This is a genomic window from Streptomyces sp. WM6378, assembly GCF_001279695.1.
In the GTDB taxonomy this organism is placed as follows: domain Bacteria; phylum Actinomycetota; class Actinomycetes; order Streptomycetales; family Streptomycetaceae; genus Streptomyces.
Genome location: NZ_LGDD01000354.1, coordinates 1 through 20324, shown reverse-complemented (window position 1 = coordinate 20324; position 20324 = coordinate 1). Strand labels below are relative to the sequence as shown.

Sequence of the window (20324 nt, the reverse complement as noted above, 5' to 3'; positions counted from 1 at the left end):
TGCGCGGTCGGCAGGTCAGGCCGGCCGCACACCCGGACGCGCGATACGTCAGCCCTTTACACGGTTCTCCGCCGTCCGGGCCCGCTGGAACATGTCCTTCCAGAAGCCGGCCGACTCGGCCGCTCCCGCCTGTTCCTCGGCCCAGGACGTCTGGTTGGCCTCGGCGGAATCAGCGATCCCCTTCCAGAGCCCGTTCAGGGACTCCTTGGCCGCCTTGGCGATGTTCCGCCAGTTCTCCGCCTGGGCAGCCGTGACCGCCTGCTCCGCCAGCCACGCCTTCTGCGCAGCGCCGGCGTGCTCGGAGACCGCCTTCCACGCGGCTTCCGCCTCGGCCCGGGCCCGGGCGGCATCAGCCGCGCCCTTGACGGCCTCCTCGGCAGCCGCAGCCTTCGCGATCAGCTGCGACAGGCCGGCCCGCCGCGCCGTCTCCGCGTCACTCACGTGCAGCCGGTACGCCTCAAGGTCCAACGACCCGCCGGTGGCCCAGCCGTAGCCGTAGAACTCGGCGACGTCCGCATCCGTGGCACCCGGCCGCAGGGCCCACTGGGCCGCCACCCGCACCTGCTCACCCAGAGCCTGCTCGGCGAGCGCGCGAACGAACTCCCGGTCCCCGTCGGCGACTTCCAGCTTGTGCTGGACATCGGCCTCACGGGTCGCCCGGTCACGCTTCTGCGCCTCCGCGTACCCGGTCTTCACAAAGGCGGCCCGGTCGGCGTCCGAACCCTTCAAGGCCTTTTGGGCCGCCGCGCGCACCGCGGGGGCGAACTCCGCGGTATGCGTGCTCACCACTCGCTCGCAAAAACTCCGGTTCTGTACCCGGGAGTCCTTCAGGCGCTGCTTGGTGTACGCGTAACCACCACCGGGAGCCATCCACTCGGTGATCGCCTCGTCCCCCCGGGAGCTGCGCAGCACGTTCCAGGCGGAGACGCGCAACTCGGCGGGCAGCTTCGACGTGGCGATCGAATGGACGTAGTTGCGTGCGCTCTCCGCGGCGGCGGCCTTCAAAGCCGCTGCCGGGTCGGCCACTTGTTCCGACGGAGCGGAAGCCGACGTGGCGGCGGATGCGGGGGCATCAGCCCAGGCCGGTGCCGCCTCCACCGCAAGGACGCTCCCGCCGGCCAGCAGGGCAACCGTCGCGGCCTGCGCTACCCACCACTGACGTCTCACGGGTGACCTCACTTGACCGGCTTGATCTGCCACAGCTGGGCTGCGGTCTGATTGCAGTACCACTGCTGTGCCTTCACGCCGTTCTCTGTCTTGGCGTCCACCACGTCCAGGCAACGGTCCTCGACATGCGTGGGGCGCAGCTGGAAGAGCTTGTTGGTCTGGTCGACGAGGACCATCCGCCAGCGCTGCTGCTTGCCTCCGGTGCAAGTCCACTGCTGGACCTTGGCGCCGGCCTGGGTTCCGCTGTTCTCCACCTCCAGGCACTTGCCGCTGGTCACGGAGCGCAGTTCGAAGGAGGAATCCGCTGTGGGGACCATCGTCCACTGCTGTGCGCGGGTCGCAGGGTTGCAGCCCCACTGCTGGGCTTGGAGACCGTTGTCGGCCGCACCGTTGTTGATCTCCAGGCATTTGCCGCTGTGCATCACCTGGAACTGGGCAACCGTCTGCGCGGCGGCCGCGGAGGGAGCGGCTTGCTCTGCGTGGGCGGTAGTGGTGGCGGCTGTCAGCGCGGCGACGCTCGCAGCACCGGCCAGGGCGGCCCGGATCGTCCGTATCATCGTCTGTTCTCTTTTTCTGTGCGATTTATGGGTGCCCCGTGCCGGCAGGCACTGGACGGGCACCGAGGAATGGAGGCCGTGACCCGGCCGGTCAGCGCGGGGCGGTCAATGCCGCAGTCGGGGAGGTGTCAGGACTTGACCGGGAGGATGCGCCAGCGCTGGGCGGGAGTGCCGTTGCAGGTCCACGACTGCGCGTTCGCGCCGTCCTTGAGGCTGGCGCCGGCAATGTCGAGACAGCGATCCGTGGTGTGTGTGGGACGCAGCTCGTAGAGCTCGTTGACCACATCGACCATGACCAACCGCCAGCGCTGCTGGGGGCCCTCGGTGCACCACCACTGCTGGACGTTCGCCCCGGCCTTGGTCCCGCTGTTCTCCACTTCGAGGCACTTACCACTGTGCTCGATCCGCGCCTCGAAGGAAGCCGAACCGGTGGGTTCCAGGTGGAACAGCTGGTTGGGCAGGCTGTCGTCGCACTTGGACTGCGCGGCGTTGGCTCCGTTACGGAGGCTGGCATCGAGGATGGTGAGGCACTGCCCGCTATGCTCGACCTGCAACTGCACTGCTGCGGGGGAAGCAGCAGCGGCCCGGGGGGCCTCGTCCGCGTAGGCGGTAGCCGCCCCGCCGGACAGCGCACTGACGCTGATCCCGAGGGCCATGGCGGCTCGCAGGGTTCGGGACATCTGGGTTTTCCGTTCTTGAGAAGTCTGCATTCGGTGCGAAGCGCGCGTCAGGGCGCGAGCGGGTCGGCCAGCTTCCATGTGGCGTCCTGGTCAAAGGACTTGCCACCGTCGAAGCGGTTCTTGCCGTCCTTGGCGGCCGCGTAGACGTCCCCGTCGAAGTGGCGCAGCCAGCGGGCCGGCTGACTCGCCGACTCGAACGACTTGCCGGAACCCGAAAGACCCGGACGGGCACACCAGGTAGCGGCCTGGGCAGTGGCAGCGCTGCCGTCGTACGCGGCCGACACGACCCGCATGCCCTTCAGAGTGAGGTAGGAGCCTCGGTCACGGGCCGACTCGAAGGAGTAGCAGTCGGCCTTCTTGGCGAGGGACGGCACCACGACCCATGTCGCGTCCTCACGATCGGCCTGCTTGCTCTTACTGCCGACAGGTGCAACGAAGGCCTCATTGGCGTCCACAGGAGACTGCCGGACGAAGAAGCCGGCCGGCTTGCCGCTGGCGGGCTGCAGCGACTGGCGCATCGCGCGGTACTGGTTCTCGTCCTTGAGGAACTCGACCATCTCCTCGGCGGTCCCCGTCAGCGCCTTGTTCGCCTTGGCCACGAACCAGGGATTCACACCGGTCTTCTCCAGAGCGGCCGCGATCTGCTTCAGGCGCTGCTTGTTCGCCTTGGCAACCTGCTGGCGGCGGTTGTCGGCATCGGCCCTGTAGGCCTTCTCGGCACCGGTGTGGATGAAGTCCCGCCAGTCGGCCGGCGTGGAGCTCAGGACCGCCTTCTGCGCGGCGGCGTAGAGCTCGGGGCCGTTGGCGACAACAGCCTGGCGCAGCAGTTCGCGGATGAAGTTGTCATCGCTGAGGCTCAGCATGGCTTCGGAGGGCGTGATGTTGAACAGCGCCGCCGCGTTCTTGCGCGCCGCGAGCTCCTGGCGACGCTGGGCCTCCTCGCGATTCTTCTCCTCCAACTCCTTGATCTCGTTGGCGACATCGCGCTGGTGAGCTTCGCGGGCACCATTGGTGATGAACTCGCGCCAGGCTGCCGGATCAGCGGCCAGCGCGGCCGCGGCGGCCGCCTTGACCTGCGGCCCGGCGGCCTCGTGCTTCATGACAGCGCGGATGAAATTGTCGTCGCTCAGCGCCAGCAGGTCAGGGCTGTTGGGGATGCCGACCGCGATGAGCGCCTGGGACTTCGCGAGCCGCTCGGCACGGGCGGCCGCCTCGCGCTCCTGCTCGCGCTTCTTGTCGCTCTCGTACGCCTCGTGGATGCCGGTGACGATGAAGCGAACATGGTCCTCAGGGTTGGAGCTGAGCATGGCTTCTTCAGCGGCCATGCGCACCGCTTCATACTTCTCGCCGCCCTCACGGGCCTTGCGCCAAAGTTCCTGGAGGAAGTCCAAGTCGCTGCGCTGGAGGACATCCCACGTGGCATCGAGGCCGACGACGGACGCGGCCGAGACGCGCTGCTTCTCATCGGTGCCGATGGCGGTGGCCGCGACCGCAGCACCCCCTGGCGCGGCGGAGGCGACGCCCGGCGCGGCAACGCCGACGACGGCGGCCAGAGCGGTGGTGGTGACGACGCCGCGGGTGATGACCCTGCGCACGCGCGCGGAGGTGGTGGCTCTCTTGTCCATGCTGGTTCGACTTGCTCTCTTCATCCCGTAATGCCCCTGTTAATAAAGGGGAGATGAGGGTGAAGTCTTGAAGAGTCACCCGATAAGAGTCAAACCGGACTAGTGGTATATGGTCTTGACCAATATTACCTTCACGCGGGTTTGCTTTTGCAATCTCTTGACTTCTCCTTGGGGTGCTGTGTGCGCAAACCGCAAGGCGTTGAGACCCAACTCCGGCTACTGGTACGTGTGCTGTGACAAATCCGGTGGTGATCACTGGGTGGGTAAGACGTTGACGTGGGGGTGTAGTGATCGTTTCGGGATGTGCCGCGGCGGTGGGGTGCGTTTCTGCGCTGGGGTTTTCGTGGGGCTTCGGAAGCTGGGGAGGCTCTGAGGTGCAAGTTCAGTGATCGTTTCGGGTTGTGGTGATCGGTGCGGGACTTGGTTTTGTCTGCGTACCCGGGCGTCCTGCTGGAGCGGAGTGCCCACCTGGCCGGCAAAGGCTGGGTGTGACCGCCACCGATTGGTATGAGGTGATGCGGGAGGCCCGCATCGGAGGCAGATCTCCGGGTGTCGCTGCTCCGACCTCCCAGAGTCGCCGAGCACGGCTCTCCCGCGTTTCTGCCCCGCCCGGGCCTCTCTGGGCTGGGCGGGGCGGGGCCTGTTAGGGCGTCAGGCGGGCATACAGCGCTTCCAATTGGCTGGTGAACTGGATGGGGGCGGCGTTGTCGGCCCGTAGCGCCCTGGCCAGGCGGGCCGCGTCGGCTGCCTCCTCCAGCAGACGCATGGCGTGACGAAGCGCGGTGGCGAGGACCTGGCCTCCGACCAGGATGGCTCCGAAAGGCCGAATGACATGGCACTGAGCCACCAGCAACGCCACCAGATCGAGCGTCGTATCCGCGCGGCCATCGACCGGCTCCTGTCCGGGCAGATCCCACTCGGCGGCGCTTGCGACGCCAAGACGCTCGCCCTCGAGGCGGGCATTTCCCGCGCGTCCCTCTACCGAACCTGGACCCACCTCAAGGACGAGTTCGAACAGCGACGGGCGGCCGCCAGGGCGGCGGGCCAGCAGCCCGACCCGAAAGAAGCCCGGATCGCCCGGCTGCGTGAGCTCAACCAGCGGCTCACCGGCAAGCTCGCCCGCACCACCACCGAGTTCACCCTCCTCAAGGAGGGTCACCGGCTACTGTTGTCGGTCCTGGCGGCCAAGGACGACGAACTCGAACGGCTCCGGCGCGAACTGAGTACGTTCGCCAGTACCCATGCCATCCCGGCTCGCAACCACGAGCTGGGGGACGACGCCACGAGCGTCGTCCCCCTCGCCCGCCGCTGATGTCGTCTCCGAGTCCGTTCTCACCGTGACCGTGGTCAGGCTGGTCGATTTCCCTCTCTGACCTGGCGGGACATTGACGTCATGTCTGTGGGCTCTACTCCCGAGAGTAGGGCCCACAGGCATAACCTTTTGCTTCTTATCGGGTGGCGGGCATGGTGCCGTTGCGCCAGTCGTTGATCCGTTTGCGGATGCTGGCGACCATCGGGAGCGTGTCGATGTGTTGGGGTTCGAACCAGCGGACGTCGGTGGATTCCTCGGACACGGCGAGCTGACCGGCGACGGGGCGGGCGAGGAAGCAGATGGAGAATTCCTGGCGTACCTCACCGTCGTCGTAGGCGAAGACGTGGCGGGGGTTGGTGTAGGTGCCGACGATGCCGGTTACTTCCACCTCGATGCCGGTCTCCTCGCGGGTCTCGCGTACGGCGCAGTCGGGCAGTGACTCGCCCAGGTGCATGGCGCCGCCGGGCAGTGCCCACATGCCGTTGTCGCTGCGCCGCTGCAGCAGGATCCGCCCGGTGTCGTCGATGACCACGGCGGACGCGGCCGGCACCAGACTGTTGGCCGCGGGGGCGTTGGGGTCGTCCTCGAAGTCACGCCTGCCCATGCCGTGCTCCCTCCCATACCGGGGTGCCCCGGTTCCACAGTTCCTCGACATGCGAGGCGAAGCGGTCGAACAGGCCGTCGTTCTGGTGACGGCGCAGGTGCAGTGTCGGCGCGTCGTGACCGACCTGGTGCGTCAGCAGAGGCGTGACGATCATGTCGTCGTCGAAGCGGAACACGGACAAGTAGGCATGCCCTGCGCCGCCGAGGGTATGTGCTCCCGCTCCCTGAGGAGGTCGCGGGAGCCGTACGGGCGTCTTCTGACTGCGGGGCGGCCAGTGATGAGGACGGTCCGGGCCGCTCTTGGGGACGGGGCTAGGAGGGGGAGCCGCCCGGCTGACCGGGTGAGGGGCGTCCGGGTAGCGGCGGGCGGAGTGCCGACCAAGGTCAAAACGCCCGCCGCTGACGGCCCATCATCTCAGAGGGACGCGTGCCGGATCGTGTTTCTCGTAGCTGACGTGATCTACGGGGCGTGGCAGTTGGCCGTGGAGACCGCATTCCGGATCCCGTCGGAGAGCCGCAGCCCGTGCCCGCTGGGCCCGGCTGTATCGACGACGGACCGGACGGGGTCCCGGGGCTGTAACCGCTTCTGGGGCTCGTGTGCACGGTGCGTTGTCCGGATCGGGGATCAGGGTGTCGTCCTGGGTGCCGTTGAGGCCCGCAGGTGTGCTGCGGGCCTCGTGGCGCCCTCAACGGAAGGCCGGCTGTCTAACGACTGTCTGCTGTAAGCGTTCCGGCCCGCAGGGGTGCTGTGGGCTGGGATGGGCTGGGTGGGGGAGGCGGGGTGACGGGATGTTGTGGCGGGTTGTTGAGTCGTGGGCGTGGGAGAGTGCGCGGGGGCCTCGGGGTCTGATCACTCCCTGGGGCCCGGCACGCTCAAGTCCTGCTGGTCGGGCGGGTGCTGAGGGTGTGCGTACCGGTGGTGGGACGCGTGGTTCGTTTGTGTGCGTGTGTCGGCAGCCCGGGAGGCCGCGGGCGGGCGGCGTGCACGCGTGCCCAGGTTCGCGTGAATTGGTCTGAATGCGCGCACTGCGTGACGTGTCTGTGCGGTTCTCGTTCCAGGGGCGTCCAGGGGGCGACGGGCTTCAGACATGGCCGAGCTTGCCACGCCCCTTACTGATCCATTGAAGGGGAGCACTACCGTGATCAAGAAGGTTCTCGCCGGGGCGGTGTTCGCCACTGTCGCGACGATGGCTGTCGCCGGGCCGGCCTCGGCATGGACTGGGCCCGGCACGACCACCGCTGCCAAGCCCACCGCCACCACGCCCACGGCTGCCAAGCCTGCCTCGGCCACGCCCGTCCCGGGTACCAGCACTGCTGCCAGTGCGGTCCAGGGCGTGCTCGCCACGGCTGTGCCGGTGGGGCAGGGGCTGACGACGAGCGGCACCGGCACCGCCTGCGGCTGCGGTACCGCGAGCGGTACGGGTGGCCTCACCGGCACTGTCGGCAGCCTCACGGGTACCGGCACGGGCGGCCTTGCCGGGACCGTGGGCGGTCTGACCGGGAATGGCGCCGCGGGTGGTGTCGGTGTGAGCGGTGCCAGTGTGGCGGATGATTTCGCGACCCGTAACGGTGACACGGTCATCGGGGGTGAGGCGGGGGGGCATCTTGAACACTTATGGTGCTCCGCTGGTCAATGTCGATGGGCGCTGTCTGGTGCCGCTGCCGGAGGGTGAGGGAATCGGCGGGCACGGGCTCGGCGGCCCGAAGGCCGCGTGCAACATCGCGCCGGTCGACCAGTACCAGGCCCCGCAGAGTCTGCTCTGACGCTGCTCTGCTGACCGTCGTGGTCGGCATTCCGGGCGTAAGTGTGGGTCTGGGATTGTGTCGTTGAGGACGTACCCGGGGCGGGTGGGGGCGGTCATACCGGCTGCCCGCCCCGGGCTCAACGGCCCCTGAAGGCGCCCGGGGCTGGCTCCCTGCGTCCGGCTCAAGCACGATCTCGAAGGTCACAGACATCACGGTGTCAACGGGCAGCAACCACACCGATTTTCCGCCCGCAACGGGCGTCGCCGCAGGGGATCCGGTGGGCTCAAGCGATCGGTGGTTCTCTGGGTGAAGGAGGCGACGAAGTGACGGTTGCGGGCTTCATCGCCGGCCGGCGGACCGAACACCAGGTGCCGCACGCGGTGTCCTGCCGGGCGCCGGGGGGTGTCCGGGTCGTGGTTCTGCAAATGGCGCCACCGGGCCGGACAGCCAACGAAAGCAGAGGTCGGACGCGCTGCATTGGCGGGGCGGATCGACTGCTTCTTCCGCCGGTCCGGCAACACCTACGGCTCACCGCGGATCACACTGGACCTGTGGGCCGAGGGTTGGAAGGTCTCGGTGAACACCGTCGCGACCATCATGGCCGAGCTCGGCCTGCAGGGCCGCAGACCCCCGCGCCGGCGGAAGGGCCCGACTCGGCAAGGCAAGCGGAAAGCCGCCCGTGACCTGGCACTTCGCCGGTTTGATGCGATCGCACCGGACGTGTTGTGGTGGGGCGACATGACCGAGATCGAAACCGGCGAGGGCAAGCTCTGCCTGGGGTCCGTTCACGACGCGTTCTCGCGCCGGGTACTCGGTTACGCCATGGGTGAGCGCCATGATGCCTCCCTGGTCGGTGCGGCGCTGAGGATGGCCGTCGCGACGCGTGGCGGCGCCGTGGACGGGGTGACTTTCCACGGCGACCGCGGGTAGGAATACACCAGTGAGGCCTACGATGACCTCTGTGGCCGCCTGGGTGTGGTGCAGTCCATGGGGCGCGTGGGTTCGGCGCTGGACAACGCAGCGGCGGAGTCGTTCCACTCGACGATCAAGGTGGAGTACATCCGTCGGCACCGCTTCACCACCCGTGCCGAGGCCTGGCTGAAGATCGCCACGTGGATCGCGGACTTCTTCAACCGGTGCCGAAGGCACAGCGCCGCCGGTGGACTGCCGCCGGTGGAGTTCGAACGGATCATCAACCAGAAGCGTGCCAAGGCTCGTTCACGAGCCCAAGCCGCTTAGACGACGACTCCATGCTCCCAGGGGATTGCCAAGTGCGTTGGTCAAGTCGGCTGTCGTGGGTGGGAGATGAGAGAAGCATCGACGGTGCTGTCCTGCCTCACGAGGAGGAGGCCGTCGATGCTGTGGTCTCCGACCGTACCCGCTTCGCTGCTCGCCGTCTTGGGGTCGCTGCGCGGCTGTTTTGCCGCTCCGGTGTTCCGCACGTTCACCGCGCTGGTGGTGGGCTTGGTGGCGCAGACCGGTCGCCGGACGGTGACCGGTCTGCTCACCGGCGTCGGGCTGGAACGCGCGTGGCCGCATGACCGCGCGCACTCGTTCTTCTCCCGCGCGGCCTGGGATGCGGAGCTGGTTGGCATCGTGCTGTCGCATGTCATCGCGCGGGTGCTGCTGCCGAGGGGGCGCCGCTGGTCGCGGCGGTGGACGACACCCTGTTCAAGCGGTCCGGGAAGAAGGTGTTCGGTGCGTTCTGGCAGCACGACGGCGCCGCGAAGGGACCGCGTCCCGTTGGATACGGCACCTGCTTCATGGTGCTCGGCCTGATCGTCCGCCTGCCCTTCCTCTCTCGTTCCGTCTGCATGCCGGTCATGGCCCGCCTGTGGCGGCCGGGCGGGAAGACGAAGGTGGAGCTGGCCGCCTCGATGATCCGGATGCTGTCGGCCTGCCACCGAACGTCACCTTCACCACCCGCCTGCCCAAGAACGCCGTCCTGTTCGGGCCCGCGCCGCCCAGGACCGGACGCCCGGGCCGGCCCCGCCTCAAGGGTGGTCGGCTCGGCACCGCCACGGACCTCACTGGTCAACTGGCCTTCCAGACCGCCGAGGTGGAGCGATACCGCCGCCGCGAGATGGTGCTCCTCGCCGAGCCCACTGCCTCTGGTACAGATCGCTGCACACCCGGACGGTCCGCGTCCTGCTGGTACGCGAGACGGACAAGAACGCCAACAAGCCGCTTCTCGCGCTGGTCACCACCGACCTCACCACCCCCGCCGAACGCCTGGTGTCCCGGTACGCCAGCCGGTGGGGAATCGAGGTGACCTTCACGGAAGCACGCGAGCACCTCGGAGCCGGCCAGGCCCAGTCCCGCACCCGCCGCGCCGTCGAGCACACCGTGCCCTTCGCCCTGTACTGCTACACGATCACGGTGATCTGGTACACGCTCCACGGCCACCACCCCAGCGATGCGGTCAACCACCCAGGGTCCGTTGCAAGATCAGGGTGTGTCCGGATTCATCCGGTGAGGCCGAGGGCGGCCAGGGGCCGGTGGCAGTCGCGGGCGGCGTGACGCAGTGCGGCGGTGATGTTGGTCTGTCCGTCCTGGCGGTGGATGCCGATGGCGAGGTTGCGCAGTCCCGCCATGACCTGGGGCAGGTGGCCCGTGTGGATCTTGGAGTCGTCCTCGCGGAAGGTGCGGTCCCGGACGTGGTGCAGAAGATTTTCGATCTCCCAGTGCCCTTTGATCCATGCGGCGAGCTGGGTTCCGCTCGCCGCTCCGGGCGGCAGGCTGGTAATCAGGTAGACCCGCTCAATGGCCAGCTTGCCGGTGCTGAAGTCCCTTCTCCAGCGCACGATTTGGAGGGCCTGCTGTGCGTCGGGGTAGTCGATATGAGCGAAGGCCGCGGTCTTCAGACGGCGGATCTCCTGGCGGTGGTGTGCGCGGGTGCGCTCGTAGTGGCCGAGGCCGATTTCCTGCCAGGGCAGGTGACGGACCCTGTCGAACAGGCCGGGGTGGTTGGCCTTGACGACGGCGAGGTAGTGGGCGCCGCACGCCTGGAGGTAGGTGCCGTGGGCGTGCTGGGTGTGGAGTGCGTCGGCGGTGATCACCGTGCCGGTCAGGTCGAGGCTGTCCAGCAGCGGGGCGAACGCGGGGATTTCGTTGCTCTTGCCGTCGACCTGGCGCTGGGCGAGGACGGTGCCGGTGTGGTCCATCGCGGCCAGCAGCGTGACGGCCGGGGCGGTGGCGGTGCGCGAACCGCGCAGCACCTTCCCGTCGACCGCGATGGCCCGCAGACCGGCGGGCGCGGCGCGCGCCGTCAGGAAGGCGCCGATCACTTCGTCGAGGGCGTCGCCGTCGAGCTGGACCAGCAGGCGGCGCAGGGTGTGGGAGGTGCGGCACGGACACCGTCCCGGTCAGCGGATCAACGGGAAAGCCCAGTGCCCGGCGGCTCCATGCCGGGGCGTCCGTGATCCACTCGGTGATCGCGGTCAGCGAGCGGGCACCAGCCAGCACGCTCGCCGCCGCGGCGGCCACCAGTGCGGACAGTGGATAACGGCGTCCGCGCAGCCCCCGCGGATCCGGCAGCAGAGCCAGAAACCCGGTCAGAGCGACCGCGTCCGGCAACGGGGCCGGTGCAGCGGCCAGGGCCGGTTGACCCAGGCCGGAGGGTATGGGGGGAAGATGCAGGAGCAGGCACGGACTCGCCAAGTGGTCATGGGACTTCGACACTCACATGATCACCGGGACCGTGCCTGCACTGCGTCCACCCCAGCCCGAAGAGGGACAGTCCGCCCAGTTCCTGTCCTGTCCGGCGAACCGGACGAAAACTGATCCTGCAAGAGACCCTGGCCAACCACCGCCGGCGCACACCGTGGTACGTCACCAAGACCGAGCCGTCCTTCGCGGACATGGCCGTCAAGCTTCGTCGCGTCGTGATCGCAGCCCGGTCTTCCGCCGTCGACCCAGCCCAGCCCACCCCCGACGAAATCCACGCCGTCCAACACGCCTGGGCCACAGCCAGCGCCAACACCCCTGCATGACCTACGAAATCAGCGAAAGCCGAGTCAGACACAGACCCAGCAGTAAAGGCGGTAGCCCCACTCAATTGCCCCGTCCGCCAGGTCGGCTGCCTGGTTGAGGAAGCCGACAATGTCGTCCGGATCCGGCGGGGTGTCGAAGACGTCCGATGCGGCCCAGTCACGGGCAACACCATGCAGCGAAGCCCGATCGGTGCTGGCGAGCGCATCACGCAGAGAATCCGTCAGTGACAGACACAGAACCTCGCCCTCGTCGATCATCGCGACCACATGACCACGCCTCGCGTCGGCCTCGACCACCTCGACTGCCCGGCCGGTGAGAAGCACCTCAGCGGGCAGCAAGCTGATAACCGGGTCCACCCCGTTGCCATCGAACCCGTCATAACCTGTTGCAATCGGTTCGCCGTCTTCGCGCACAACGGCCCGGACAGCATCGTCATCATCAGCAGCGGCAAAGTAGCCATAAAGAACACCCATGCCTCGACCTTGGCACCCGCCACTGACAACCGCTCTTGATCACAAGCTTCCCTGCAGACGAACCGCACCCGGCTGAGTCCTGGGGCCGCCGCCACGGGCTCCGTAACTGGTGTGTGCGGGAAGGTGCCGACGAGGGTGGCACAGCGCCACCCGCGCCAGCACACACCTGCCCGTGGATCCCCGCCGGCTCGGACTGCGGGGCCGGCGGCGCCAGTGGGCGCTGCCCGTTGGTCAGCTGCCGGGCCGGGGGAGTTCCAGGTTCATCCGGTGGACGTCTTCCTGGTAGAGCGCGCTGATTGCGTCAGCCGGAAGGTCGGTGCTCACGGCGCGGACGGAGCTGATCCGTCCAGGGAAGTAGTCACCGTTGGTCCCGGCCCACTTGCCTCGGCCGATGGTGAAGGAGCCCTTGGCTGCCCAGGGCTTGAGGGTCAGGCTGACGGGGGCGCCTTGGGGCTGGCCGTTCACGTAAAGGCCAAGGGTGTTCGTGGTGGCGTTGTAGACACCGGTCAAATGGGTCCACTCGGTGCTGGCGGGCGCCAGGGAGAGGGTCCCTGTGTTTCCTTGCGGAGTGGCTGAGTCCTCGCCCATGCGCTTGAACGCCCATTTCTTCGACTGAGCGTCGTACTGGAGGTGGAAGCCGCTGGTCTGCTCACCGTCCTGGCTGACAATGGTGCGGTTCGAGCTCTGGTCCAGGGAGTCCAGCCTTACCCACGCCGACACGGTGAAGCTCTCGGCGGTGTTCATCACCGGCCCGCCCGCGGTGCAGGAGCCGCTGGCACCGTCAAAGCGCGCGTGCACGCCGCGCGTGGTGTCGTCCGCCCAGCTGGAACCGGCGGTGCATGTCAGGCTGTGTGCCGTTCCGTTGGCGTTCTGTGCGGTCATCGGCTCCTTGGAGGGCTTGTCGAGATTGGCCGGGTCCATGAGCCGGTCGTGCAGGGGCCACTCGGCGGACACAGGAAGAGCCCAGACCCCAGCCGGGGTGTCGATGCATTGGTAGATCTCCAGGCGGGCGTACTCCGCCGCGGAGGCGTTGGCGATGTGCAGGCACTTCCCGGAGTTGGGATTGCGCAACTTCCCGTCCTTCAACGTGATCCACTGCTGCGCGCCGGAGCCGTTGCAGTCGTAGAGTTGCACTGGCGTCCCATCGGAGGTGCCCGAGGTTGTTATGTCCAGGCACTTGCCTTCCGCGAGCGCGCTGCGCACGGTGCCGTCCCTCTTCACACTCCATCGCTGCGCCGTGTTGTTCTTGCAGGTGAGGGTCTGCAGCGGAGTGCCGTTGGCCGCCGATGCTCCCACCACGTCGATGCACTTGTTTCCCGCGTACGGGCTGTGGATAGTGCCGGTTGCGTCCGCCAGCGGCCGCTTGGGCTGGTAGAGCCGCACATAATCGACGTACATCTTCTGAGGGAAGGCCGTCTCGGTGGGTGGGTCCTGGGGCCATCCGCCGCCGACGGCGAGGTTGAGGACCATGTAGAAGGGCCGGTCGAAGACCCAACTGCCCTGCGGTACATCGGCTTTGCGTTGCTCAAGAATCGGAATGCCGTCCACGGAGAAGGCGACACGGTCCGGGAACCAGTCCATCGCATAGACGTGAAAGCCGCCCGAAAGCTGTTCGTTGCTCAACGCCCGAAAAGTGTTCCCGCTGCCCCGCCCCCACTTGTAACGGTATCGAGCGTCACCGGACAGGGGGTCGACCAGCCGGCTGGGCCCGATCAGCCCGCTGCACACCAGGCACTCATCCGCCTTGGCGACGGATTCCAGAATGTCCATCTCACCGCCATTGGGCCACCCTTGGCTGGTGCCCAGCGCCCAGAAAGCGGGCAGCAGCCCCTTTCCGCCGGGTAGCTTGATGCGCGCTTCCATCCGGCCATACCGAGACTGGGCGAACGGCGCGTTCTGAGTGGTGATGCGGGCGGAGGTGTAGTCGCAGTCGGCTTCCTTACGCTGCGCCAGATCCGGATTGTTGGCTTGCGCCCAGCCGGGGTTGTCCCTGCGTACATAGGCACACTTGAGGTTCTTGGACCCGCGCAGGGCGGTGATGACGAGGTTCTCCCCATCGGTCTGGGCGTTGTCCGCGTCCTTGGTGTAGTACTGCAGCTCCTTGTTGCCGGAGTTGTAGTTTCCCGCGTTCCCGACCTCGTAGGTCCACGCGTCTCCGGGTTGGTGCGATGCTCCGTTGAACTCGTCCGACCAGACGGCTTCCCACTGATTGGAGTCCGCCTGCCCGGCAAACGCGGCGGCGGGGCTTGCCGGAAGAGCGAGGAGGGCGGCGCTGAGGGATGTGGTGAGCGCGGCACCTGCTATGCGGCGCAGGAATCTGCGGTACACGGCCGGGAGTCTGTTGGGCGTCGTGTCTGGGGGCACTGGGGGTATTCTCAATTCTCTGTGCATTCTCCTGGCGAGGAGAATTTCAGCGGGGATGGATGCTGTTCCTAACCGTATTCTGCCGTGCGTCCGCAGAGTCAAGTTCACCGGCTAGCAGAGATCCGCCCGACGGTTAGTGTTTCCCCCTGTCTTACGGGCTATTGCCGCAGCATTGACACCGCAAGACCACAGCCCATGGTTGGCGCCAGACGGCGCCTGGGCGGGGCGGTGCCGTGATGCTGGGGGAGGAGTAGACCTCCGGGGAAGGGCGTCACCCGTGCCACTCAGCAGGACAGGCCGACCGTGTCGCGTTCTGGCGAGCGCCTCAGGTCTCTCATGCGGTTCCATCGGCGACATCCGGGCGGGCACGCCATGGAACGTTCGAGGTGTCTGTCCGAGCGAGGCTGATGCACTCCCGGGTCCCGGACGCCGAGGAAGAGTGCTCTGAGTGGGTGTTCTGCGAGGTTCAGTGTTCCTGGTAGTGCTTGAAGGTGGGTTGTCCGGTTCGAGGGCTTCACCGTGGCCGGGAACACGGTGCGCTGTGGGGGTGGACGGACGCGAGCCGTACCCGAGCGACCTGTCGGATGAAGCCTGGGAGCTGATCCGGCCGGTCATCGCCGCGTGGAAGGCGAAGCATCCCTCGGTCAGCGGGCACGAGGGCCAGTACGCTATGCGGGAGATCGTCAACGCGTTGCTGTACCAGGCCCGGACCGGCTGCCAGTGGCGCTGTCTGCCCCACGACCTGCCGCCCACGGGTGCGACGTACTACTACTTCGGCCTCTGGCGTGATGACGGGACGGCCGAGACCATTCACGAGTTGCTGCGCTGCCTGGCCCGGGAGATGCGCCGGCGGCGCGAGGATCCCACCGCCGTCGTGCTCGACTCGCAGACCGTGCGTGCCTCGACGAATGCTCCGAAGGAGACGACCGGGCTGGATCCGGGCAAGAGGAGCCCGGGCCGGGAAAGAGGCATCGCCACCGACGTGATCGGCCTGGTCAGCGCCGTGATTGTCGTCGCCGCGAGCGTGCACGACAACGCCGTCGGAGCCGTGCTGCTGGACAAGGTCGCCCGCACCGCCTCGGCGGTGACGAAGGCGTGGGTGGACGCCGGGTTCAAGGCGGCCGTCGTGGAGCACGGTGCCCGCCTCGGCATCGACGTCGAGATCGTCCAACGCGATCCGCGGACGACGGGGTTCACCCCGCAGCCCAAGCGGTGGGTGGTCGAGCAGACGCTCGGCACTCTCATGCTCCCCAGACGTCTCACGCGTGACTACGAGGCCAAGCCGGCCAGCTCAGTCGCGTGGATCCACTGGTCCATGACCGACGTCATGCTCCGCCGTCTCACCCACACCACCACCGCGACCTGGCGGGACCCGCCCGACCGGCGGCCGGCACCCCCAACGAGCGGGAGCGTCGATGAAGCACCTCCTGGACAAGATCGAGGCCCGGCAGCAGCTGATACGCGAGACAGCCGGACACCTGCGTGAGCAGATCGCACTCCTCACCGAACAGCTCACTGCCACCGAACGCACCCTGGAACGCCTGGACATCACCCGCGAGGCGATGCTGGAACTGGCCGCCGAGGACGACATCGAGGCGTCCGAGCCGTTGCCGCCCGGGTACCGCGAGGTGCTCGCCACCATCGGACAGGCCGGACACGGGCTCCGCGCCAAGGAGATCTGCGAAATCCTGGGCATCGGCACCGAGCCACGGCACACCGAGAGCGTCCGCGCCAAGCTCAAACGCCTGGTCGACCGCGACATTCTCACCGAGCCCGAACCCGGCCTGTTCACCCCCGCCCAGCCCGCACCGGCCATCCCGAACCCCAACTCACCCTGAAATCCAGCGAACCATCACAGAAGCCCCACTGAGGGTGCTTGAGGCTGCGCACTGGTGACCCGGAATCAAGCATGAGAACGATGCAAGCTAGCCGTGGGTGTCTGGTGGGAAAAGGGCGGTTGGGGGATCTAGCGTGAGTTCAATGGCCTCTTGCTTCGCGCCGCAGACAACCAGCGGACGGTCAGTGTTGAAGCCTCAACGCTTGTGGCCCGTGCTTCAACTCCGCCTCCAGGCGCTGTCACTGCTGCGGCGACAGCCGCTCCACCGCCACCGGCCCCTTCGAGGCCAGAGCCACCGCCCCGCCGTCCCGCCAGGCGGCCCGCCACCGGCGCACCGACCGGTCCGACACCCGCAACTCCGCCGCGACCTTCGCGGTGCCCGCCCCGGCCTCAAACCGCTCGGCCGCCTCCAGCCGCACCGATTCCCGCTTCTCCTGCTCGGCAGGCGTCAGCCTGCCCTTTTGCGGGTACCGCATGACGACGTCCTACCGCAGGGTTCACAACCCGTCATTCCCCTCGGACTTCACGGATTCAAGCTGAGCCTCAGGAGGATTCAGTACCGCCCGCACCTGGTCGACGGCTGCCTGGCCGAAACCGGACTCGCCCTCACTCAGCCCTGGTCGGCAGATGCCGGCTGCCCGGCGGTTCGGGTTTGGCGGTGTTGGTGTGCCGGCCCGCGCCGCCGGGTTCCGGTCCTGCGGTCACTCCAGGGGTTCGCGCGCTGCTGCCACGATCCTCTCCAGAGCCGAGGCGTGCCGCTGGAATGCCTGACGTCCTTGCGGGGTGAGGCGGAGGTGGGTGTGTCGTCCTGTGGGGTTCCGTGTTTTGCGCACCTCGACATACCCGGCGTCCGACAACGCGGCGATCTGCTTGGACAGGGCCGAGTCGCTGGTGTCCACCGTGATGCGGACGAACCCGAACTCCACCCAGTCGGCCGGAGCCAGCAGCGCCACGACCGAGAGCCGCGCCGGAACATGCAGGAACTCATCGAAGTCGGGGTCCATCAGCCGTGGCCGTCCCTGCGGATCATCCCCTTGACGGCCGGGCGCAGCGCGTACATGCCGGCCACGCACGCCAGGGTACTGACGGCTGCGGCGATCGTGTGCCGCGCCGGCAGGTCGAGGAAGTAGGCGGCGACCGCCACCGTCCAGAAGAGCGTGACGCCAAGGGCCCCTATTGCCGCAAGGAACAGCACCTCCCGGCCTTCGCATTTCCTGCGGGCGGGGGCCCGGCGCTGGTGCACGAACAGCCCTCCCAGGGTCAGTCCGTTCCCTATCAGGACGGCGGCGGTGCCCCAACGGCTCGGCAGATCGAAGGACGCACACACGGCGAACAGCCCAAGCGCCGAAATGAGCACGTAGGGACGGGAGTAGGCGTGGCGCATGTATTCATCACGCGTCTGCTCCTGGCGGTGGTGTATCGCGTTGAGGGCGGTCTGGGCGTCGTAAGAGGTCATGGGTGGTGCCCTTGGCCATCAATCTTCCGGGGGGTACTTTCGCACAAGGAAAGTACCACCTTCTTTCCCGTCAGGAAAGAAGGTGGTGGCAGTAAGCTTGATCCTTAACATCGGGCTCGACCGCGTGGTCGCTCTTTGGAGTGATCGCAGGGTATGCGGGCGGCCTTCCCCTTGATCCTGAACTCTGCGACGAGATGTGGGAGTTCACAAGGAAGGGTCGGGTGGCCGGGGCGTAGAGGCGCCCCGGCCACCCGACCCTTCGTCTTGATCGGAGCACCTTGGTCGGAGCACCTGATCAGACGAAGGCCGCTCCAGCGTGCGGCGAACACCCAGGTGAGCGGCCTAGTTCGAGGACCATTTCGACACCGGACCTCCCGCGCTGCCGGCATCCGGGGATGATGCCGACCGGCGGACCAGGCGAAAACCTATGTGCCCACCGCGCCTTGCACGAATCTCCGAAGGTGCGTACGCACGGCGTCGGGCTGCTCCAGCCAGGGCTCGTGCCCAGCGTCCTCGATCCGCGTCAGCGGAAGATCGAGCCGGAACGCGAGTGATTCGAGGGCCGACAGAGGGCGGGGATCGGCGACTCCACCGAGGAGCTCCGCTCGCGCGGGCAGGCGCACACTCAGTTCGGCAAGGTGCTCATCGAGCGGGTCCGCGCGTCCTTCCTTGCCGAGTTCGCTGTTCATAGCCCAGTTGACGGGGCGCCGCTGCCGGGCACCCTGCGCGGCCCAGCGCCACCCGCGTTCGGGATCGGCATGGTCAGTGAACCAGGCCAGCGTAAGCAGCTCGACTTCCTGCTCCTCGGTACGGCGCGGTGCCTCCTCCAATGCGCGGAACCGCTCCTGCTGCGCTGTGGACATGCGGCGTTCGCGCTCCGCCCGGTCCCCGGTGCGCCAATCACCGACGAACGGCCCGCACATCAGCAGCATCGCGGCAACCCGGTCAGAGTGCGCCAGACAGAACCGGCTCGCCAGGTCGGTGCCGTAGGAGTGCCCAATCAGCACGGCCTTGGACGCCTCCCATGCGTCGAGTAGCTCAGCGAGATCGTCGACATGCCGGGCGAGGGAATGACGGCCCTCCCACGGGGATTGGCCGGTGCCACGCTGGTCGTACCGGTACACGGGTGCGAGGTCTGCGGTCATGGAGGCAACGTCGCCCAGGTAGTCCGGCAGCCCCGGACCGCCATGGAGCATGACCACGGGCGGCTGCCGAGTCGTGTCCCCCAGCGCCATCCAACGTAACTGCGCCCCGTCGCTCATCGACGCGAGGCCCTGCGTCTCCATCAAGGTCACCGCGGCGAACCTACCGATGTCACTGAGGCTCGGCCAGAGGTTAAAGAACTTCCCAACGACGATGTCAAGCCGATGCTGTGGCGGTTGGTAGGACCGCGTAACACGCTCCGTCGCGGATCATGGCCCACAAGACGTTGGCTCGTCGACGGGCCAGAGCGAGCAGGGCCTGTTTGTGCCCCTTCCCCTCGTTCCGTTTGCGTCCGTAGCAAGAGGTTGTCTCACGTGGCAAGTTTCGCGAGCTTCTTGTAGCTGCTCAGGGCGGCGGCCATGGCCAGGTCTCGGCTCTGCCCGTCGTTCCGGACCACGTAAGGGATCTTGAGACCACGAGCAGCCCATGGCAGTCTGATGCCGCATGATCGATGATTTCGCGAAGGACAACCTGCACGGGAGACTGCTGCGGGACCGCAAGGCGCTGCTCTGGAAACTCGACGGCTTGTCCGAATACGACGCCCGCCGGCCTTTGACAGCGACCGGGACCAACCTCCTCGGCCTGGTCAAACACGTGGCCAGCGTCGAGGCCAGGTACTTCGGCGAGGTCTTCGACCGCCCTTCCCCGGAACCGCTGCCCCGGTGGCAGGACCACGACGGCAGCGATCTGTGGGCGACCGAGGACGAGACCCGCGACCAGATCATCGAGTTCTACCGGCGCACGTGGGAACACTCGGACGCGACCTTCAACGAGCTTCCCCTCGACGCCCCAGGCCACGTGCCGTGGTGGCCGGAGCCTTATTCCAACACGAACCTGTTCGCCATCGTGGTCCACGTCCTCGGCGAGACCAACCGGCATGCCGGGCACGCCGACATCCTGCGCGAAGCCGTCGACGGCCGAACCGGGATGCGCCCCGAACACGAGATGCAGATCGATGAGGAAGCCCGCGCCGCCTACTGCGCGAAGATCGAGCAGGCCGCCAGATCGGCTGCACTAGTCAAGGCATAGAAGTCTGTGCCACGTGACTTGATGTTCGAGCGGCATGATGCCGGCCGTGGGTGCTGATCTGTCGAAGCATCTGGTTCCTGATGAGCTCTGGGAGCTGGTCGCCCAGTTACTGCCGTCGTTCGCGGCTCGACCGCAAGGTGGCGGGACCGCTCTGCGTGACGATGTGAACGTTCGCGATATTGGTTCTGGCCGCGATTCCGTGAATCGCCGGGTCGCCGTGCGACTGCGGGAACGTTTCTTGCGGGGATTGCCCTGTCATGGGGGCTATCGCGATCGAGG

General features: G+C 67.4%; 22 protein-coding genes and 4 pseudogenes. 10 read left to right on the top strand and 16 right to left on the bottom strand.

The window, feature by feature from the left end; translation table 11 throughout:
- Positions 1–48: 48 nt before the first annotated feature.
- The 5 genes from ADK54_RS41585 to ADK54_RS48465 form a co-directional block, all read right to left on the bottom strand.
- Positions 49–1026, bottom strand: a complete 978-nt coding sequence (locus ADK54_RS41585; protein WP_234392435.1) for an ALF repeat-containing protein — start codon at positions 1024–1026, stop codon at positions 49–51.
- Positions 1027–1175: 149 nt separating this feature from the next.
- Positions 1176–1724: an RICIN domain-containing protein gene (locus ADK54_RS41580; protein ID WP_053731060.1), complete on the bottom strand. Its 549-nt coding sequence runs from the start codon at positions 1722–1724 to the stop codon at positions 1176–1178.
- A gap of 128 nt (positions 1725–1852) precedes the next feature.
- On the bottom strand, positions 1853–2404 hold the full coding sequence (locus ADK54_RS41575) for an RICIN domain-containing protein (protein WP_053731059.1): 552 nt from the start codon (positions 2402–2404) through the stop codon (positions 1853–1855).
- A gap of 47 nt (positions 2405–2451) precedes the next feature.
- Entirely contained in the window at positions 2452–4029 is a 1578-nt protein-coding gene (locus ADK54_RS41570) for an AbfB domain-containing protein (protein WP_053731058.1), read from the bottom strand.
- Positions 4030–4672: 643 nt separating this feature from the next.
- Complete coding sequence (locus tag ADK54_RS48465; RefSeq protein ID WP_267887082.1) at positions 4673–4795, bottom strand: hypothetical protein; 123 nt, start codon at positions 4793–4795, stop codon at positions 4673–4675.
- A gap of 66 nt (positions 4796–4861) precedes the next feature.
- Here ADK54_RS48465 and ADK54_RS41560 point away from each other — a divergent pair, with 66 nt between their 5' ends.
- Positions 4862–5341 (top strand): hypothetical protein, encoded by a 480-nt coding sequence (locus ADK54_RS41560; RefSeq protein WP_053731056.1) that lies wholly within the window; start codon positions 4862–4864, stop codon positions 5339–5341.
- Between the two features lie 136 nt (positions 5342–5477).
- Here the strand turns inward: ADK54_RS41560 and ADK54_RS41555 are convergent, their stop codons facing one another.
- Together ADK54_RS41555 and ADK54_RS41550 are read right to left on the bottom strand one after the other, a co-directional pair.
- A complete protein-coding gene (locus ADK54_RS41555; protein WP_053731055.1) occupies positions 5478–5945 on the bottom strand; it encodes an NUDIX domain-containing protein in 468 nt (155 codons plus the stop codon).
- Positions 5932–6126 (bottom strand): hypothetical protein, encoded by a 195-nt coding sequence (locus ADK54_RS41550; protein WP_053731054.1) that lies wholly within the window; start codon positions 6124–6126, stop codon positions 5932–5934. Before ADK54_RS41550 ends, ADK54_RS41555 begins: the two co-directional genes overlap by 14 nt.
- A gap of 1423 nt (positions 6127–7549) precedes the next feature.
- Here ADK54_RS41550 and ADK54_RS48125 point away from each other — a divergent pair.
- The 5 genes from ADK54_RS48125 to ADK54_RS49050 all read left to right on the top strand — a co-directional run bounded on the left by ADK54_RS48125 (position 7550) and on the right by ADK54_RS49050 (position 10210).
- Entirely contained in the window at positions 7550–7708 is a 159-nt protein-coding gene (locus ADK54_RS48125) for a hypothetical protein (protein ID WP_234392434.1), read from the top strand.
- Between the two features lie 459 nt (positions 7709–8167).
- The gene (locus ADK54_RS45505) at positions 8168–8620 is read left to right on the top strand and encodes an IS3 family transposase (protein WP_159048061.1); all 453 of its coding nucleotides are present in this window, start codon (positions 8168–8170) and stop codon (positions 8618–8620) included.
- Positions 8621–8677: 57 nt separating this feature from the next.
- Positions 8678–8929 (top strand): integrase core domain-containing protein, encoded by a 252-nt coding sequence (locus ADK54_RS45500; RefSeq protein WP_107090759.1) that lies wholly within the window; start codon positions 8678–8680, stop codon positions 8927–8929.
- A gap of 117 nt (positions 8930–9046) precedes the next feature.
- On the top strand, positions 9047–9469 hold the full coding sequence (locus ADK54_RS45495) for a transposase (RefSeq protein WP_159048060.1): 423 nt from the start codon (positions 9047–9049) through the stop codon (positions 9467–9469).
- Positions 9470–9757: 288 nt separating this feature from the next.
- Positions 9758–10210 carry a transposase gene (locus ADK54_RS49050; RefSeq protein WP_107090757.1) on the top strand — a complete coding sequence of 151 codons (453 nt, stop codon included), beginning with the start codon at positions 9758–9760 and terminating at the stop codon, positions 10208–10210.
- On the opposite strand, the gene ADK54_RS41535 is transcribed toward ADK54_RS49050, so the two are convergent.
- The 4 genes and pseudogenes from ADK54_RS41535 to ADK54_RS41525 form a co-directional block, all read right to left on the bottom strand.
- Entirely contained in the window at positions 10156–10977 is an 822-nt protein-coding gene (locus ADK54_RS41535; RefSeq protein ID WP_234392433.1) for an ISAs1 family transposase, read from the bottom strand. The two genes, ADK54_RS49050 and ADK54_RS41535, sit on opposite strands and share 55 nt — an antisense overlap.
- Positions 10978–11131: 154 nt before the next feature.
- Positions 11132–11176: pseudogene (locus ADK54_RS48120) on the bottom strand (hypothetical protein); the annotation flags it as partial.
- 530 nt (positions 11177–11706) lie between these two features.
- Positions 11707–12156, bottom strand: a complete 450-nt coding sequence (locus tag ADK54_RS41530) for a hypothetical protein (RefSeq protein WP_053731052.1) — start codon at positions 12154–12156, stop codon at positions 11707–11709.
- A gap of 231 nt (positions 12157–12387) precedes the next feature.
- Positions 12388–14622: a LamG-like jellyroll fold domain-containing protein gene (locus ADK54_RS41525; RefSeq protein ID WP_234392432.1), complete on the bottom strand. Its 2235-nt coding sequence runs from the start codon at positions 14620–14622 to the stop codon at positions 12388–12390.
- Between the two features lie 445 nt (positions 14623–15067).
- Between ADK54_RS41525 and ADK54_RS41520 the strand changes: the two are divergent.
- Together ADK54_RS41520 and ADK54_RS41515 are read left to right on the top strand one after the other, a co-directional pair.
- Positions 15068–15895: pseudogene (locus tag ADK54_RS41520) on the top strand (IS5 family transposase); the annotation flags it as partial.
- A gap of 40 nt (positions 15896–15935) precedes the next feature.
- The gene (locus ADK54_RS41515) at positions 15936–16358 is read left to right on the top strand and encodes a MarR family transcriptional regulator (RefSeq protein WP_053731050.1); all 423 of its coding nucleotides are present in this window, start codon (positions 15936–15938) and stop codon (positions 16356–16358) included.
- Positions 16359–16596: 238 nt separating this feature from the next.
- On the opposite strand, the gene ADK54_RS41510 is transcribed toward ADK54_RS41515, so the two are convergent.
- From ADK54_RS41510 to ADK54_RS45485, 5 genes and pseudogenes are all read right to left on the bottom strand, one after another.
- Entirely contained in the window at positions 16597–16833 is a 237-nt protein-coding gene (locus ADK54_RS41510) for a helix-turn-helix domain-containing protein (protein WP_053731049.1), read from the bottom strand.
- A gap of 225 nt (positions 16834–17058) precedes the next feature.
- The gene (locus ADK54_RS41505; RefSeq protein WP_053731048.1) at positions 17059–17361 is read right to left on the bottom strand and encodes a winged helix-turn-helix domain-containing protein; all 303 of its coding nucleotides are present in this window, start codon (positions 17359–17361) and stop codon (positions 17059–17061) included.
- Complete coding sequence (locus tag ADK54_RS41500; protein ID WP_053731047.1) at positions 17361–17813, bottom strand: hypothetical protein; 453 nt, start codon at positions 17811–17813, stop codon at positions 17361–17363. The genes ADK54_RS41505 and ADK54_RS41500 overlap by 1 nt, the downstream gene beginning before the upstream one ends.
- A 425-nt stretch (positions 17814–18238) precedes the next feature.
- A complete protein-coding gene (locus ADK54_RS41495; RefSeq protein WP_234392437.1) occupies positions 18239–19099 on the bottom strand; it encodes an alpha/beta fold hydrolase in 861 nt (286 codons plus the stop codon).
- 73 nt (positions 19100–19172) lie between these two features.
- A pseudogene (locus tag ADK54_RS45485) lies at positions 19173–19313 on the bottom strand (IS110 family transposase); the annotation flags it as partial.
- 147 nt (positions 19314–19460) lie between these two features.
- Between ADK54_RS45485 and ADK54_RS41490 the strand changes: the two are divergent.
- Both ADK54_RS41490 and ADK54_RS48115 read left to right on the top strand, forming a co-directional pair.
- Complete coding sequence (locus ADK54_RS41490; protein ID WP_053731046.1) at positions 19461–20045, top strand: DinB family protein; 585 nt, start codon at positions 19461–19463, stop codon at positions 20043–20045.
- Between the two features lie 46 nt (positions 20046–20091).
- Positions 20092–20324 (top strand): annotated as a pseudogene (locus ADK54_RS48115) (hypothetical protein); the annotation flags it as partial.